The 18355-nt window shown below is 47.2% G+C and carries 7 protein-coding genes; all 7 read right to left on the minus strand.

Going from position 1 to position 18355, the window contains the following annotated elements:
- Positions 1 to 19: 19 nt before the first annotated feature.
- Positions 20 to 3022 carry an ATP-binding protein gene (locus NCI00_RS01780; protein ID WP_253524366.1) on the minus strand — a complete coding sequence of 1001 codons (3003 nt, stop codon included), beginning with the start codon at positions 3020 to 3022 and terminating at the stop codon, positions 20 to 22.
- Positions 3023 to 3391: 369 nt separating this feature from the next.
- Positions 3392 to 6163, minus strand: coding sequence for an ATP-binding protein (locus tag NCI00_RS01785; protein ID WP_253524368.1), 2772 nt, complete (start codon positions 6161 to 6163; stop codon positions 3392 to 3394).
- Positions 6164 to 6377: 214 nt separating this feature from the next.
- Positions 6378 to 6752 (minus strand): LytTR family transcriptional regulator DNA-binding domain-containing protein, encoded by a 375-nt coding sequence (locus NCI00_RS01790; RefSeq protein WP_253524371.1) that lies wholly within the window; start codon positions 6750 to 6752, stop codon positions 6378 to 6380.
- 11 nt (positions 6753 to 6763) lie between these two features.
- Positions 6764 to 13051, minus strand: coding sequence for a beta strand repeat-containing protein (locus NCI00_RS01795; protein WP_253524373.1), 6288 nt, complete (start codon positions 13049 to 13051; stop codon positions 6764 to 6766).
- A gap of 30 nt (positions 13052 to 13081) precedes the next feature.
- A complete protein-coding gene (locus tag NCI00_RS01800; protein ID WP_253524376.1) occupies positions 13082 to 14503 on the minus strand; it encodes a glycosyltransferase in 1422 nt (473 codons plus the stop codon).
- 250 nt (positions 14504 to 14753) lie between these two features.
- Positions 14754 to 15218 (minus strand): energy transducer TonB, encoded by a 465-nt coding sequence (locus NCI00_RS01805; RefSeq protein WP_253524380.1) that lies wholly within the window; start codon positions 15216 to 15218, stop codon positions 14754 to 14756.
- Positions 15219 to 15515: 297 nt separating this feature from the next.
- The gene (locus NCI00_RS01810) at positions 15516 to 18281 is read right to left on the minus strand and encodes a M14 family metallopeptidase (protein WP_253524382.1); all 2766 of its coding nucleotides are present in this window, start codon (positions 18279 to 18281) and stop codon (positions 15516 to 15518) included.
- Between the last annotated feature and the right edge of the window lie 74 nt (positions 18282 to 18355).

The following is an 18355-nucleotide window of genomic DNA, read 5'->3' on the forward strand; positions in this document are numbered from 1 at the left end:
TTGTTTTCAATCGCCTTCTCTAATGCCACTCCGACGGCGCTTTCCCAAACCTTTCCTGAAATACTTTGGAGAAATACGGTAGGCTTTCAAAACCTACTCGGTACGCGATGTCTGATACCATTCCCGCCCGGCTTCGCAGCAATTCCGCCGCTTTTTCTAGGCGATAATTCCGCACAAACACCGTCACGGTTTGGCCCGTCAGGGCTTTCAATTTACGCCTTAGCTGCACCGAGGTCATATTCATGGCCTCGGCAAAAGCCTCTACATCAAAACTACTGTCGGCGCTATTATGTTCTACGACTCCCAGTGCTTTTTCCAAAAACAGTTCATCCATTGAAGGCACCACTTCGGCCATTGGGAGTGACTCGGCCACTAAGGCCGTTTGGCTGTATTTTTGTTGTAAAACCAACCGCTGTTGTAGTAAGTTTTGGACCCGTATTTGAAGTTCGTCCGTGCTAAAGGGCTTCGCCAAATAATCATCCGCGCCGAGCGCCAATCCTTCCAAACGATCTTCGAGCGTTGCTTTGGCGGTCAACATCACCACTGGAATGTGGTTGATGCGCAAATCTGTTTTCAGCGCTTTGCAAAAACCCAGGCCATCGAGGCGCGGCATCATCAAATCACAAATCACAATATCGGGCACCAATTCAATGGCCTTTCTCAAGCCGTCTTCTCCATCCTGCGCCTCTTCTATCTGATAGCGGCCACCAAAAACACTGCGTACGTATTGGCGTAAGTCTGGGTTATCTTCCACAATCAATAAAATGGGCAAATCGGCCGTAGCAGCGGCGAGAGGCAATATTTTGGATTCTTCAACCAAAGACACAACGGGGCTTTTTTGACGTACTTGATTGGCCTCGGCATTGAGCACTCGGTCTCCCCAGTGGGCTTGGTCGCAAGGCAAGTTAACGACAAATACCGTCCCTTTTCCCAAAGTACTTTTTACCTCAATCGTCCCACGAAGGGCATTTACTAGCTCTTTCACCAACGCTAGCCCGATACCAGTACCCTCGTAATCCCGTCGTTGGCTATCATCAACCTGATAAAAACGGTCAAAGATGCGCGGCAGCCGTTGGGGGTCAATACCGATACCACTGTCGGCCACGGTGATGGTAATCAATGCCCCCCCAAAAGCTTCGGCAGACGATACATAAGCAATTTCGACGGTTACGCGGCCGTTTTCTGGCGTAAATTTAAAGGCGTTGGAAAGCAGATTCGTGACAATTTTCTCCAATTTATCCTCGTCAAAATAAGCCATTTGATATTCATGGCTCTGTGAGCGTTGAAACATAATCTTTCTGCTCTGGGCCAGTGACTCAAACGAGGCAAACAAATACTGAAAAAAATGCGGCAAATCACCGTATTGAATCTGCGGCTCCATCTTGCCCGCTTCGAGTTTCGACAAATCAAGCAGTTGATTAATCAGCGCTTGCAACCGGCCCAAATTTCGCTGCATGACTGGAATCATGGCTTCGGCGGGGTATTTTTTCTGAAAATCTGCCAACGGCCCCACCAAGAGCGTCAGCGGGGTTCGAAATTCGTGGGAGATATTGGCAAAAAAACGGGTTTTAAGCAAGTCCAACTCCGCCAAACGTTCGGCTTCCTTTTGTTCAAAAGACAAGCGTTGGGCGAGCTCCTCCTTCTTGGCACGTTGTCGAAAATACAAGAAATACCCCCCAATCAGCGCCACCAACAGTAGCAATGAAATGACAAACACCCAGAAGCGCGAATTTTGGGCTTGCTGGTTGGCAAGCTCGGCCCGGAGCCTGCTTTTTTCAACGTCAAACTTAATGGAGGCTTCCGAAGTAGCCACTCTCAAGTTATGACGCAAGCTAGCCATCAACTCTTCATAGTATAATTTTTCGTAACGAAAGGCACTCTTATAGTCCCCCAAAAGCGTATCGGCCGCCATTCGATTTCGATAGATAGACATCAAGATACTATGCCGGTCAACCGTGTCTTCATACATTTCAATGGTTTTGAGTGCTTTATTAAAATAGCTTAACACTTCTTCTGGGTTTTTCTTGAGCCCAGCCACCTGACACAGATTTCCGTACACCTTGGCAATATCGTCTATTCCATGGGGTTTATAGCGCTGTCGATACAGCAATTCTTTGTGAAAATAAGGCTCCGCTTCAATAGGGTTGGCAAATTCATTAAGGATAATTTCCCCGATATTGCCGCTGATGGTACCGACTTTAAGACTGTCTCTTTTCAACCGAATCTGCGCCATCGCCAATTTATTGTACTTAATAGCCTTGTCGTACTGCTTCAGTCTGGCAAAACAATTTGCGTAATCTTTGTAAAAAGCAATTCGGTACTTGTCGATAGGGTCTTTATGAATATACGATTCAGCCTCTTTAAAATATCCCATGGCTGTTTTATAATCACCCACTTCTACCTGATAATAAAGGCCCAAATGCGCGAGGAGGCGGTCGGCAAACTGGATGTTTTCGTACCCTAGTTTTCGATAGGTCAAATCTGCCGAAAGAAGGTGCGTAATTCCCTTAACCGTGTTGGTACGTTCGATGTATAAAATTGCCCCCAAAAAATGCTCAATATCTGCATTCAGGCGCTCCGTCAGCGCGTTTGGTTTTTGTTTGTTCAATCTTGCCTGAATAGCCTTGAGGTAAGGGTAAACGATTTTCAAGTTTCGTTCTATCCCCCTGAGATGGTACCGCGCTTTTAAATATTCTGAATAGACCGCGAGCAATTCATCTCTGGTTTTTTCAGCGTAGGTTCTGACAGAATTTATTTCTTTAAAGGCCGTAGTGCTGTCCATATCTTCCCACACCGACACGTAGTATAGCTCTAGGCTATCCAAACGGGGCTGCCCTTTAAGGGTTAAAAACCTATCAACTTTTTTTTGGCCAAGCGCCGCCCTTGAAGATAACCCGATGGTGAGCACAAAAAAAACAAAAAACCCAAGAAGACGAGGATAATTAGCTACCAAAAACGCAATAACCCCGTGACTGTCAGTGGTAGATTTATTCGTGTGTGGTGTGATAGAAAATAAACGCATAATGATCTAATCTTAACTATTTTGGGGTCGTTGTTCCGTCAAAAGACCTCATAAAAATATACCAACACTACGATAACCAACATTTATCTAAAAACACTTTTAGGAATACAAAAAAAACTTTTAAAATTTACCTGAAAGCTAATCTTGATGATTCGTCAGAGCAAAAAAAGGGCCTTTTTTAGGACATAACGACGCATAATTGACACATCATTCAGGTAGCGCCAACGAATTGGCCAAAAATAGCCTATAAAGCCATAATACACAATAAACATATCCTAATTAGGATATTACTCCAAAGCTCCTAAAATTGCCCATTTACCCTCGAATTATCCTACAACGCACGCGAGAAAGGAGCTACTTAAAAGATTTTTAACGCCCTTGCCACTCCGAAGGCGGCTTGCCGTATTTATCCTGAAACGATTTGGAGAAATAAGGTAAACTCTCAAAACCCACCCGATAGGCAATCTCCGACACGGTATGGGTACGCTGGAGCAGCAGTTGCGCCGCCCGTTGCAGGCGTATTGTCCGGATAAATTCAGTCGTAGAGGTATCGGTCAGCGCCTTCAATTTACGGTGCAAATTGGTCCTGCTCATGCCTATTTCCTTGCAAAATTCTTCAACATCAAAGCTACTATCACCCAAATGCGCCTCTACAATTTCGCGGGCTTTCTTAATGAATTGATTGTCCAGACTTTCGGGTATACCAGCGGTTTGACTCGGAGCAAGCGGCCCCATGAGGCTGAATTTCTGCCGAAGAATAGCCCGCTGTTGAATTAAATTCCTGACCCGAACCAACAGTTCTTCTTTGTTAAACGGTTTTTGCAAGTAGTCATCCGCCCCTAGTTCGAAGCCTTCCAAGCGGTCAGACAAGGTGGCCTTGGCCGTCAGCAACACCACTGGGATATGGCTGGTGCGTTGGTCAGATTTTAGTCGTTGACATAACCCAAAGCCATCGAGCAGCGGCATCATCAGGTCGGTGACTACCACGTCGGGCACCAACTCAAAAGCCAAGTCCAAGCCATTTTGACCGTTTATGGCTTGTACAATTTGATAATGTGGCTCAAATAAACCGTACAGGTATTGCCTTAAATCGGGATTATCTTCAACAATCAGCAACATCGGCTTGGTAGCATCCATAGCCAAACCAGCTACCGCTGGGCGCTCAGACGGCCACGGCTCCATGGAGGTGGTTGGGTAGGCAGGGGTGGTTGGAATCGTAAACTCCTTGTCTAGGCCATTTTTTGGTTTTGGCAACGGTAACTCCACCCGAAAGACCGTGCTTTGGTTTACTTCACTTTTGACCGTGATTTTTCCTTTGAACAAGTCCACTAGTTCTTTAACCAAAGCCAATCCGATGCCCGTTCCCTCGTAGTTGCGTTGGGCGGTATCGTCAACTTGATAAAAACGGTCAAATATTCGAGGCAGTCGCTCGGCATCAATCCCGATACCGTTATCCTCCACTTCCAACAAAAGCCAATCTTCGGCGTCAATGGTCTGATAAAACACCCGTATCTCAATCCGTCCGTTAACAGGGGTAAATTTAAAGGCGTTTGAAAGGAGATTAGTGATGATTTTTTCGAGTTTGTCGGCATCAAAATACGTCTCAAAAGAACGACGACTTTGGCTCACATTGAAATGAATATTTTGGTGCTGGGCCAAGGACTCAAAAGAGGAAAAAATGTACCCAAAAAACGCCGCAATATCGCCGTACTGCGCTTCAACCTTAAACTCTCCCGCCTCTAATTTAGACAAATCAAGTAACTGATTGATAAGCGATTGCAGACGTTTTACGTTGCGTTGCATCATCGGTATCATCCCTTCTTTCGGGTACTTTTGCCGGATTTCTTCCAATGGCCCCGTCAGAAGGCTGAGCGGCGTACGAAACTCGTGAGAAATATTGGTAAAAAACCGCGTTTTCAAACGATCCAATTCCTGTACCCTTAACGCTTGTTCTTTGGTAAAAGCCAATTCTTGGACCGACAGCGCCCGGTTGCGCTCATAATCAATGATAATTTTTCCTAAAAAATACCCGAATACCAAAAATTCAAGAATAAAAAACAGCAATGCTACGGGCGATATCCACGGGAAACTCACCCAACCGACCAACCGCATTTGAACAAAAATATAGCTACCAATGCCAAGCAAATACGCCACCGAGTAATTCCAATTGATGGGGTATTTTTTGATAATGGCAAAAACGTACATGGCCAAAATAAACACTTGTGTGGCAATCATTAAGTAGGTGCTTGCCAAAATCCACTGCCAACGATACCCAAATAAGATAATGACCGCCAAAAGAATGTTCACTACCATAATGAATTTTAGGACGCTTTCAACCCATTTAGGAAATCGCTTGCCCGGAAATATGACCCTAAACGCGACAATCAACCCCAGCGGCAAGATATGCGACGAAAGAAAACTAACCATTAGCGCGGTCGAAGGGTTCGTGAAAAAATTGCTCAAAATACCGTGCAGCCCCCAAAATGCAATCGAACGAACCACCAAAAGCACCGAATACTGCCTAAAATCCTTGTCTTTAACGGCAAACAACGCCAATAAAAACACGTAGAATAGACGAACCGCGATGGCCCCCGACATGAAGCCGTAGACATTGGTTTGTATCAAATCGTGGCGACTGTAGGCCTGTGTGGAGTAGAGATTGACCGAGGCAAAATGTGCCCGCTGCCCTTTTATGCGGATATAAATGGTCTTGGTTTCCTGAAAGCCCAAATCAAACTCAACAAAAGGTCGGTTTTCGGCCATTAAGATCCGATTTTGGGTATTGACCATCCCCATTTTTTTAACCTGATAGGGACCGTTGGGAGAGGAAATATAAAAATCCACGGACTCGCCCATGGGGTTGTTCCACTCCAACACCCATTGTTTACGCGCTGGGTTACGATTGGTCAATACTATTTTAAGCCACGAAGCAGCATCGCTGAAAGGAAACAGAAGTCCGTATTTACGCGATATGTTAAACTTTTGTTTTTGGATTTGCTCGAATGGAAGTTGTCCAGTAGTATCCTTGTACAAACCCGCCGCAGGAGTAATCGGGTAAGTGTCGGTATTGGGAATCAGATCAAGCGTCTGAGCGCTTCCCCATAACGGTAGCAAAAAAACAAGAAAGGCGAGGTTTTTCATATACTTGTACTTGCCTCAAACTTGCACGTACTTTGTTATTGTACAAATTGAGTTTAACGTCAAATATATGATTATTACTACTAAAACCACAGATAGGTCTACTGCATCGCGTGTTTATTGTTTTGATTTGTGGTGGCCGATGACCTCAAATGGGCTTCTTCTATATCTTTTAATTAGACACTTTTAGCAACCGTTCAACCAGAATAAAACTAAATCATTTCGTACGGTTCTCGTTTGCTATTTTCTTTAACGAACTTCGCTTCCGACGGGCCACTCCGATGATTTTGCCATTGGGCAACATCAACTCACCACTCCGTACTAATCGACACTTACCCAAATGGTGTCCGTTCAAGAGGTTCGACTTATGAATCCGGATAAAACCGCGGGTTTCTAACAGCGAAGCATAACTACTCAACGACAGCGTGGTCAGAACCTCCTCTCCCGTGATTAAATGAAAAATGGTATAATTGCTCTGCGCACTCAAGTACACAATTTGCTTCAAGTCGATTGCTCGCTCTCCTCTCTTGGTTTGAAAGCGTGGCAAACGCACCACGCTTTCTCCTACCGCTAATCCTACTGTGGCCGTCATTCTTCTACGAATTATTTCTGTGAATTATTCTCCCTAGCTGTAGGAACAACCGTATCGCAACCGCCAATTACGGCCTCAAATACGCTTCCAGTAACGCCAAAACCAGGCAACAGCGCTACTGACTGACTCCCTCTATACTCTACCGTAGCGCCCGATACCTGATTCGTTGCCGTGATTCGGCCACCTGTTTTCAGCACCGTGCCGCCCGTTATTGGCTCACTCACATTCAATACCGCAGGACCGCCACCACCTGTACTTTGGCTTTCATAACACCCCAAATCAACAATTGCCAAGCCAGTAGCAAAGGGACGCACGTTGCCGTCCAAATCCACAGTTAACGTACTCGCTGCGTTGTCGCCAGCGTTGATTGCTGGCGAGCATACCTGCAAACGATAATCTCCCAAATTGACCGTCGGCGACAATCCCAGCGGGGTGGCCTTTACAAACAACGGATCTCGATTCATATTGCCAGTGCCCGCAAATCCGCCTTGCACAATGCTATATCGGATGCTGATGCCCGACGTCGTTTGAGAACCGCTATTATCCCATAAGATACTGTTTTGTAAAGTCACCGATGAATTGGTGTTGAAAATACCGCCAGGTGTACTATTAGCACTTTGATTGGATGCAATCGTACAATGCGTCAGTATGGGTGCGCTGTAATTGAGGTACAGGCCTCCCCCTACTCCCTTGTTGGACACAATCAGAAGGTTTTCCAAATGCGGCTGTCCTGCTCTTTCCATGTAAATCCCCCCCCCGAAGGTGGCTTCGTTGCCAACTATAATGCTGTTTGTAATACTTACCTCACTGCTATCTCTGAGTAAAATACCGCCACCGCCAATGGCTCGATTGTTGGTAATCACACAATTTGTAATCAAACCTCGGCTCCGATTAAGCACCAGTATTCCACCTCCCGAGGAAAGTATGGTCGGGTTGGATAAGTCTGCCCCTTGCGTAGGTACAAAATAATCGGCGTAGCCTTTCTCAACCACAAAACCATCCAAACGGGTCTGCTCATTGGTATTGCTCAATACCACCACGTGGTTGACATTGTCGCTCAAGACCGACGTGCCAATTTCTCCGCTCAATATCGTCTTTTGTGTGCGCCAATTCCTTTGATTCAACTCACTTTCACCGCCCGCAAAACCGCCGTATACCCGTACCCCCGAAGGAATCTCAAACACATCTTTGCGCAAAGTTCCGGGCTTATAGGTTCCTGCGGCCACCCACACCTGAATATCTTCCCCTGTCAATGCCGCTGCCGCACTCAGACCCGCCTGTAAACTTGTAAAAGCGTTACTCCAACTGCTACCATCCTGGCCCGGAGACGTGTTTGAACCATTGACGTATACAATTTGGCTCACATTGAGTGCCTTGATAGATACCCATGCCGTGTCGGTCACGGCCGGACAACTGCCACCCGCCGCCGCTATCGTATACGTAACAACGTAACTTTGAGGCGTAGAAGCGGCCAGATTTATTTCTCCCGTAGTTGGATTGAGCGACAGCCCCGACGGGGTTGCGCTGAAGGTTCCGCCCGTGGCTCCGGAGAGCGTGACGGTAGCCGCGCCAGTGTTGGCAAAAGGAGAACCGACATACGCAATGGAAGCCGAACCCACGACTGCGCCGCTGTTGGTGCCCGTCACTGTGAATGCGTCGGCATCTTCATTGACGATGGTGCCCGAATTAGTGCTTATATTGCTGACTACCATGAGGTTATCAGAACGCTTGGTAATGACACCCGCGTTGCTGAAAGTCCCTGCGGCGTTGAGAATCACAGGCGTTGACTCGATGTAGGCGCAGGATTGGTTGGTCACCGTTCCTCCCTGATTAGTGATACCCGACCCTTCGGCGCTTTGGAGAACTATCCGGCTGTCGGTGGTATTGGTCAGTGTACCCGTATTGTAGATTCCGTGCTGTTTGATTTTGCCCACGCCGCCAATGCGCATGAGTTTGTTGTTTTGGAACGTACCCGCATTGTTGATACCCGACAGCGCAACGGTGTCCGTTTGGGCAATCATCATTTCGCCATTGTTGACAAAACCACCAGCGGTGTTGTTGATGCCGTTGCCAAACACAAAATCAATGTTGATTTGGCCAGTAGCGGTATTGGTGAAGCTACTGCCGCTACCTTTCTGCAAGACCGCATCCCGAAATACGGAGTCGATTTCCATCACGCCCGAGTTTTCGATGGTACCGCCGTTGTTGTGGATGCTTTTGTCGCTGTTGCCCGTTTCAAAGCGCCCTTTGTTGACAAACGTGCCCGAGTTATCAATACCATAGCCCCCGAAGCGGTTAAAATTGACAGTGCCCTCGTTGGTGAGATTACCAGTATTGATGATGGGCGTACCGATATTCACCCCACTGATAGAGGACTGACTACCCAATACTATTTTTCCCGCGTTATCTATGATGGTAGTGGTAGCACTTATCACAAAATCAGCCTCTGAATGTACATAACCTGTGCTTGTATTAGTGAGTGGTATGCCATGGTTTGACATAGGACTCGTAGTAACCACAGTTTGAGGCCCTAACAGCAAGGTATCACTATTTACAAAGTATTGGCCCAACTGCCCAGTTGAGGTAAAAGGCACATTAATCATCGCATAACCTGAATTTTCCAATACAGTGTTCAAATTCCCTACAGTAAAGCTACCCGCCGTATGCGTGTATCGCCCTTGGTTGACGATAGGGTTTCCTCCTGAACGGAATGTTGTAGCGCATTTATTTTCAAACAGAGCATTAGGCATGTTTTGCAGCAAACCTAGTACACCGCCTATTGCAGAAATACTACAACCTGCCGTACTCTTAAATGTACCTGCGTTTTTAAATCCTACACCACCCACACCACTAAAATTTAAAGCTCCTGCCGAGCCATGGGTAAATCTCCCCAAGTTGATAATCGCCCCGTTCACACTTCCAATACCACTCAGTATGAAAGTAGCCTCATTTTTAACCTCTCCCGTGGGTAAGTTATAGAAACAAGTATCGGGTGTACCAGAGAAGCTCACTATATGGTAGTTCTCAAGGTATCCGCTGTTCCTAAATAGTGTCCTTGGGATACCAGCTACATAAAATGTTCCTCCTACCTTGTTTCGTATCGTCGCTCCTTCTCGGTTAATAGCCCCCCTGTCTCCACCACCACCTATATTAAAAGTCCCCTCATTTTCCACCAATTTCTGATTGTCGAAAAGGAGTGCTTTGTGGCTACCTATGGTCATTGTAGCGCCAGAGCGGTTGGTAACGGTTTCCTGATTGACAAATAAGGTCTCAGAAACACCCCCATTAAAAGTCAATTGCCCCGAATTATCGACCGTGCCTTGGTTGACAATACCACCCGTCAACCCTCCACTCACCCCAAAAGTGGAGGTATTGGTGAGTGTAGCCGCAGGGTGGTTGAGGATGGCAGTACCAAGGCCGCCGCCTACGGTAAACGTCCCGCTGTTGTTGAGGCTGCCGTAGTTTTCGAGGCGGTTGCCCGTTCCCCTCTGAACCGTGAAGGCACTGGTGTTGATGAGTGAAGCGCCCGCTTGGTTCACAAATCCGTCGTTGTACGAAGAGTCAATCAGTACCGTTCCGTTATTGGTAAATGTTCCTGCGTTGGTTACGCCGTCGGTATCGCTACCCACAATTTTCAAATTGCCCGTGCTCTTAATGGTCAAACTTGCATTGGCTGCAATGGTTACCGAACGAGCGCCCGAAGCGGCGCTCACCTCAGGATAATTACCATTGGCAACGACGGGAATAAGCGTATGATTTCCCGTTTGTGAGCCAAACGTTGGAACAACGGTGGGGATATTGCCTTCTACCAACCAGTTGTCAGGCATATTCCAGTCTTTAGACAATGCACCCGTCCAGGTATAATCCCCTGGGGCAATCGCAAAACTAAATGGCACTACATAACTGCACGCACCGCCCTGGGGCGTAATTTTGGCATACAGCGTTTGCGTACCTGTTGGCAAGCCTGAAGGCGCAAAGGTATTGGGCGCGGTAAACGTACCCGCCGAGAGGGTCGTTAGTGAATCTTTAAAGATACCGTTAATAACGCCATCGTAGGTACCTCCGTAGGTAAAAATAGGCGTAGGGGTATTGTTGACGATGAGCGATGAGTTTGTCGCGTTGGTTACGGTACCCGTCAGAGAGCCGTATTTCAATACGCCATTATTGGTGAAGATAGCACTAGACACTTTCTGTAATAAACCGCTTATTTGAATCAAACCTTGGTTGGTTGTTGCGGAGTTATCCTGATTATAATAACTACCTCGCACTTTCAGCCTACCACAAGCATTATTAACAATTTGTTCAGTTCCCAAAATTTCTACCTGACCACTTAGGTCTACCAAACCTGAATTATCGATACTTCCACTTCCTCCATTCAAAATCATGGATGAATTAGAACCAGTACTGAAAAAAGAAGCGCCACTTTCGTTGGTAAGCGTACCAGAAACCAGATAAGTACCAACTCTCCCATTCGCATTAATGGTTCCTCCCGTCTTATTGTTAATAGTACCACTGTTCAATCCAATACCTTCATTGAGAAGATTCGTCACATTCAAAACGCCGTAGTTTACAATGCTTCCATCATTTACTTCTAATCCAGACTGTGCGCTGGAGCCGCTTATGGCTAAGTTTATCGTGCCTTTATTGACCAATTCCGCTGCATTATTCACCCGAATTGAAAATGTGGTAGATGAAATTGTTAATGTTGCACCCGCATTTACGGTTAAACTCGCCCCTGAACCAGTTATCGTTATATTTTGAGCCACACTCATTCCTGAACCAATGATGGGTTCATTCGTGGTGGCAGGAATCACCACGTCGTTGGTGGCAGTGGGCACGCTCGAAGGCGTCCAGTTGCAGGCCGTGTTCCAATCCGTATCCACTAAGCCTGTCCATGTAAGCGTACCCGTGGGGTTTCCTCCTGTACCGATGGTTAGGGTGGCCGCCGTAGAGGCTAACGTCGCCCCGCCTGTGCTGCTCGCTACGCAGCGGTATTGGTAACCGTCTAAGCCCGTCACATTGCTAATATTGAGCGTGGCCGTGGTAGTGTTGGAGTAAGGACTTATCGCGGGGACGTTGTTCCAACCACTACCCGTATTGAGTTGCCACTGATAACCCGCGGCGTTGGCAATGGCAACCGTAAACACCGCCGCCCCTCCTGCGCACACAACTTGATTACCAGGCTGAGAGGTAAAGGTAGAAGCAGTAGTTACCTCAAACGTAAAGGGTACAATTTGCGGGCAACTACCGCCCAGACGGGTAATTTTGGCATAGAGCGTTTGTGAACCAGCCGACAAGCCAAAGTGCGTAAAGGTATTGCTCGCCTGATTGTAATCTCCTGCCAAAGCCGTAGCGGCATCATCTTTATAAATACCCGATACAGTCAGGTCGTTGGAGGCTCCAAATTCAAAAATACCGTTTGGCAAAGCATCGTTGAAAATCCTGATTTTGTTGTTGGTATAAGAAGCCGCGCCGCCCACGTACACGATGCCATTGTTGATAAAATCTGCCGCAGGGCCATTCAGATTAGCCGCAGCACTGAAAAAACCTTCGTTGATGATTTGTCCGCCGTTGTTATACACTTCTCCTGCGAGAAGGCTTACCACCCCACAAGGGTAATTGTGGAACGTTCCCGCGTACTTTTCTATCTGTCCTGCCAAGGTTAGCTTTCCGTGATTTTGTACACTTTCGGGAGAAGCACTACCTGACAAAAACATGGAACCCGAGAACCCTGCAAAGCTAATTGTACCACCGACTTGGTTTAGCAATACTGAATTGCCTTCTACTCGAATACCATAAAAACCTATAGTGGCGGCTGACAGGGTAGCGCCAGTATTATTCTTAAACTGCCCGTCCCCTGACAACTGCATCGCATTGGCGGTATTGGAAGTGATCTGGTTAACGGTAATGGTTCCGTTGTTTTCGACCGTCCCCAAAACAATCAGCCTAACATCATCTCCAATGCCCGCAATGGTCAACTCATTACTGGCATTGACGGTAAGCGTTGCCCCTGCTTCTATGTTCAAGGTTTGAATGGAGACGTTGGTGTTCAGCACTGGATAATGCGCCAAACTTCCTGGAATAATGACTTTATCGGTATTGGTAGGTACCACATTGGTAGACCAGTTGGAAGGGGTGTTCCAATCGTGGGCAAAACCCGCCGTTCCGCCCACCCACGTAACGGTAGCTACGGCTACTGGAAGGTGTTTGTTTGGGTTTAATGTGGGTGTGGCGATGACGGATAAAATCCCTAAGTACATCAGCCCCATAACGTTTAGTAAATGTCTATAAAATACCATAATTGCAAGGTTTAAGAGAAAGAAATAAAACTAGGATAAGGAAAATTGAGCTTCGGGTGAAGGAGCAGGGTGATTGGATTTTTCTGACTCGGTGTGGTCGGTTTTGTGCCAATGCATCGGGGCAAAAAAATATTCGCCATAGGCTTTAAAGCCCGCCCCGAGGTGCAAAAACAAATACCTAAAAGTGTCCCAAAAGATGCCTAAAGCCGATTGTTTTATACCAAGTTCGCGGTAGGTTTTGAAGTTAATCACCCACGAACAGCCCAAATTAAAGGCCAACAACATCCATAAGCTGAGGCTCATAGCCGTTGTTGTCGTATACGACAAATCGCTCATTATCATGTAGATGGGAATGTAAATATTGAAAAATGGAGTAAGGGCCGAACTAATCATTGGCAACCAAAAACTTGACCAACCTTCAAGTCCAAAACCCCGACTGAAGAGCGTGCGTCGTAAATGCACCAATTGGGTGATAAACAGTCCCTTGTTCCAACGCGTCCGCTGGTTAATCCAATTGATGGCCGAATCAGGGCAACTTTCGGTCGTTAGGCTTTCCAAAAGCTGAAGTTTTACGCCCTGCTCTACGAGCCGTACGCTCAAATCGGCATCTTCCGTCACGTTGAAGGGGTCCCACGCACCCGCATTTTCTAACGCAATTTTGGACAAAAAGAAGGAATTACCGCCCAAGCCAAAAGGCAAGCCCTGCGCCGACAACGCGCGCATGTGGCGCTCGTACCATTCGTAATATTCGCCCGCAAAATGACGACTTATCCAGCTTGACGAACGGTTGGAAATACTGATTTTGGCCTGAAAACAAGTCGTTTCTTTCGCCTCAGCCAAGGCCAGTGCCGCTTTTCTGAGCTGACTAGGTTCGGGGCGGCTTTCAGCATCGTACACCGTAATATATTCTCCAGTCGCAATGGGTAAGGCGTGCAAAAGCGCACGACCTTTGGTGTAAGGCGGCAGCGCCGGAATCAACAACACTTTAAAAAAACTGGGTAATGTAACGCTGCGAAGACTCCGACGGGTCAGTTGGTCGGTTTCTTCGACCACAATGATGACTTGCATCAAGTACTGGGGGTAGTCGAGCGCTTCAATCGAGCGCAACGTGGCGTGAATGACTTCGTCTTCGTTTTTGAGAGGCACCAAAATGGAAAAACTCGGCCACGAGGGCAATTGACCAATGAAGGCATTATCCGTGGTTGGTATTTCATTAAAAAAATTATTGCTGATGCGAAAGCTCAACAATAGCACATAATTTAAAAACCCTACACCGAAAAGGGCCAATCCTACGGTAATCGGGTAATAAATTCCGACAAATAAAAGTCCAATCCAACCAAAAAAGACAAAGAGCCGCGTGGGCCACTGAATCCGAAAAAGGGCTGATTTGGCACCAAGACGCTCAAGTTGCGTTTGGGCAAATGAATCCATCGTTGAGTAATTTTTCTTCATCTTTTTTTTGAAGCGTTTCGTAAGTGTTTCAAATATTCGGAGGGAGCGTACAGGTCTTTTCTTGGTCTCTTTATTTTTTTTAAGCCGAAGAATAAACCCATCACCACACCGAGAAAAACGGCCCCTATTATCATGTCTCAGAAGTGTTTAAGCGTTTTTGCTATCCTCCATTGTCCCATCAACTGATTGTCAAGCCATTACATAGCCTTTTAACTGATCTTTACCAGCTAAATCAAGGAGGAATAAATACTTAAGGAGTAAAAAGTATGGGTAGTGAAAAATGAAGCTGACCCGCCACAGGCAGCGCAAGGGGTTGAAGTTTTGAACGCGAAACGCGCCCTACCGCGTCGATGATGGATTGCTCAAAATCGCGCCCCAGAGATTGGCCAAAGGAAAGGACGTTCACCCTTCCGTTTGAATCAATACCAAGATTTACAAACATTTTTCCCGCAATGTTGTAGGCTTTTCCCCGGGCAGGGTATGCAATACGCCCCATCAATGCTTCCGAAAATTTCCGTAGCCAGGCCTTATCGGGAGAAATGTCGGCCGCAGTAGCGTCGGGATTGGTGCGGGATTGGTGCGACGGCTCATAGGCCGTAAAAGCGATGATACCGTCGGGAGCGAGTGAGGAGTATTTAGCCGATTTTACTTCTTGAGAATAGACGGACAGGCAGGAGCTAACCCCTGCAAAAATGGCAAAAATGAAAGTTTTCATAAGCGAGAACCGATGAGTTTAAGAATACTCAAAGGTCAGCACGCGCATCAGACGGGTGTTAGCACGAATGTTCTTTTCTTTTACTCGTTTGTTTCACCACCCAAAAAAACATTTACTCTCATGTTCCAAACATTTACTATTATGTTCCATTGGCTGAATATCAATGCATTAAGTAATCGAACAAAACTTTAAGTGCTTTACCAAAAAAATACTTTCAGAATGGGTGCATAAAAAAGCGCTAAGCAGTTTATACCTGCTTAGCGCCCCAAAAAAAGCTTAGATGATGTTTAGTTGCGGCTATGGATTCGTTGAATACAGCTGATTAAAGAGCAACTTAAACGTACCTTGCGCCTGCGCCCGGAAGGTAATTTCGGGGCCAAATACGGTCAATTTCCCCGCTCCTACTGGCGCTTCAAAAGCCGTAATTCCGTCTTGTAAGTACGGCTGTCCCCACGCCCATCCGCTGCGAAGCGGCTTGTTGGTTGAGAACCAAAGCAACGGCTTAACTTGACCTTTGGCAATGGCATCGGGGGCTAATTTGAACACTGGACTTGAATCAAAATACACGTCGCTTTGTGAGGCCATTCCCCAAGTAGCGCTCTGGGTTGAGTCAAGTGTTACGCGCAAAATACTGCCCGGAATATAATATTTTTCGGCAGGCAATGGGCGCTCCGTTCCAGCATTGGTCATTTCAACAAGGGCATTCCGAACGGGGAGCCCTAGGTGATACGCCAAGTTGGCGCTGCTCCCGATGGTTACTACCTTGCCGCCTTCTTCCAAAAACTTCTTAATCTGGGGAATAGATTTGTCGGCCGTAATTCGACCCAACCACGGGCGGAACGAATCAGGAATTTCTTCTACTTTCGGCTCTCTACCTCCAAATCCACCATACTCACCTTCTGCACGCCCCGTAGTTGCGGCAGGGATGGCCCGGGTTACGAAGATAATCACGTCGTATTTTTTCTTCAAGTCGCCCGCGTCAATGGCCTGAGAGTAGATGACATCGATTGGAAAATGGTACTGCTCCATCAACAACCGCACCCAGCCCGAAGGCATCGAGCCGCCGTAGGTATCCCAAAGCGCAATGCGCATCGGCGCTACTTTCACCATGGCACCTGTAGGTTTTTTGGCCACGCCCGTGGCTATAATGCCCAAGTCTTTGGCGGCTTTTTCCAACAACGATTTGGCTTTTGCAGAGGCTGGTACGTAAAAAGCCCCCGCCTCTGCGGCACCGATACCCTGCAGCATTCTAAACACTGGAATGCCCGCGCCCAACAAATCATTGACCGCGATAAAAGAGTTATTGGCGCGGCTGCTCAACGTATATCCTGCGGGAGCCGCAGCGTCGATTTTACCCGACGGAGTTTGTAATTCACCATAAGGGATACGCTCAAACGGGCCGTCGAAAGCATTCAGTAAGCGGTCAAACTGCACGCCCATTTGGTAGGCCAATGTCCAGCCAGCTGCATCATAAGGCCGCGTTGGAGGGCCGCCCGGATACGGGAAGTCATTGGGGTGATCTTGGGGCTCAAACATATCCAATACGTGCGGGCGGAACGACTGGGCCGTTTTGACGATAAACGAACCTGCGGGGTATTTTTTGCCAGCAACCGTAAATTCAGCCGTGGCTTTGTGCACCAAAATTCCCGTACGAATCAGCGCATTCACAAACTTCGTAGCGGTGGCAAAATCTGGCTGGTTGGCCGAGATAATATAGCCGCGCGCGTCACGTCCGTTGGTATCTTTCAACACCATATCGTAGTATTTTGTCGGAATCCCGCCTCTCATGCCAAATGGGTCAGGGGCTGGCGTACCTGATTCAGGCTGAGCACTTTTATCATTTTTTTGCGCGGCAACAATCGCGTCTGAGCGTTTGGGAGAAAGCGTCCAATAATCTTTGCTTCCGCGCTCAATGGAGTTTTTACCCATGACGTAAATGTTATACAACAACTCATCATGGTGACGAGCGGCGTAGTCCAATACGGCGTAATTACACGATACCGAATAGTCGATTGACTGCTTAAAATACCATTTTTGAGGGGTAACTGGAAAAGGCGTATTACCGTTGGGAATCAAACGATTGGGCACCAAAGGAACGGTTTCGGGCGTAGGCCCACCGATAATTTCGGTCAACAATCCGATTTGGTTGTGAAAGTGCGTAGTGGTACGTAAACCGCCGTTGTACCAAGTCGAGAACACCGAGCCGCCCAAACGCGTAAACCCGGGTTTTTCTTCGGCAATAAGGCGGTTGATCATGGCCGCTCCGAGGGCGTCAATGCCAGTAATCATCAACGGGTGAAATACGTAGTTGAATGGGTCACGGTACGGAGGTCCCGCCAAAACCGACCCTGCTGGGCCGCGTTGGTGATGGTTGTACATAATCTGCGGAATCCAATCTATAAACAACTGACGACCTACATTTTGGGTTTCTTTCAATTGCAGCATGAAGAAATCGCGGTTGTTGTCGTGACCAGCATATTTCTGGTACAACTTAGGCAAATGGTCTAATGTGCGTTTTTCAGCGGTTGGATTACGCATGTACCAGTTGGCCACCAATTCCTGCCCATCGGGGTTGATGTGCGTCAGGAGGATGACCACGTTGTCCAAAATACGCGTTACTTCGGCGTCTTTGCGGCTCACAAGCTGATACGCGGTTTCGATGAGTTGCATCCACGCCACGGTTTCGTTAGAGTGAATACCACCGTCAATCCACACCACGGCCTTACCTTCTTCGGCCATGGCTTTGGCCTGCGCGTCGGTGAGTCCTTCAGCCCGGGCGAGTTTGGTCGAAATCTCCTGATAACGAGCCAGTTTTTTGTGGTTATCGGGCGAGGTAATAATCATCATCGGCTGGTCACGGCCTTCTTCGGTCTTGCCGATGGAAAGCAGTTTTACCCGGTCAGAGGTCGCCAATTTCTTGAAATACTCTTCAGTTTGGGTAAAATTGGCGAGCATATAATCATCGCCAACGTTAAACCCAAAATGCTCCTTGGGGGAAGGGATTTGTGCCCATGCGATGTTGCACAAAAGTAAGATGATAAAAAGTGGGAGTAGTTTTCTCATTCAGGTTTCAGTTTGTTGTGACAGTAGTTGACGTATTATCTAATTTACCGCACAAAGTAAAAAGAAAATGGGGG

The sequence above is a fragment of the Runella salmonicolor genome, from assembly GCF_024158025.1.
Classification (GTDB): Bacteria; Bacteroidota; Bacteroidia; order Cytophagales; family Spirosomataceae; genus Runella; species Runella salmonicolor.

Excerpts from the sequence above, each read along its gene's own strand:
- NCI00_RS01780 (WP_253524366.1), bottom strand. The coding sequence starts at position 3,022 with ATGCGTTTATTTTCTATCACACCACACACGAATAAATCTACCACTGAC.
- NCI00_RS01785 (WP_253524368.1), bottom strand. The coding sequence starts at position 6,163 with ATGAAAAACCTCGCCTTTCTTGTTTTTTTGCTACCGTTATGGGGAAGC.
- NCI00_RS01790 (WP_253524371.1), bottom strand. The coding sequence starts at position 6,752 with ATGACGGCCACAGTAGGATTAGCGGTAGGAGAAAGCGTGGTGCGTTTG.
- NCI00_RS01795 (WP_253524373.1), bottom strand. The coding sequence starts at position 13,051 with ATGGTATTTTATAGACATTTACTAAACGTTATGGGGCTGATGTACTTA.
- NCI00_RS01800 (WP_253524376.1), bottom strand. The coding sequence starts at position 14,503 with ATGAAGAAAAATTACTCAACGATGGATTCATTTGCCCAAACGCAACTT.
- NCI00_RS01805 (WP_253524380.1), bottom strand. The coding sequence starts at position 15,218 with ATGAAAACTTTCATTTTTGCCATTTTTGCAGGGGTTAGCTCCTGCCTG.
- NCI00_RS01810 (WP_253524382.1), bottom strand. The coding sequence starts at position 18,281 with ATGAGAAAACTACTCCCACTTTTTATCATCTTACTTTTGTGCAACATC.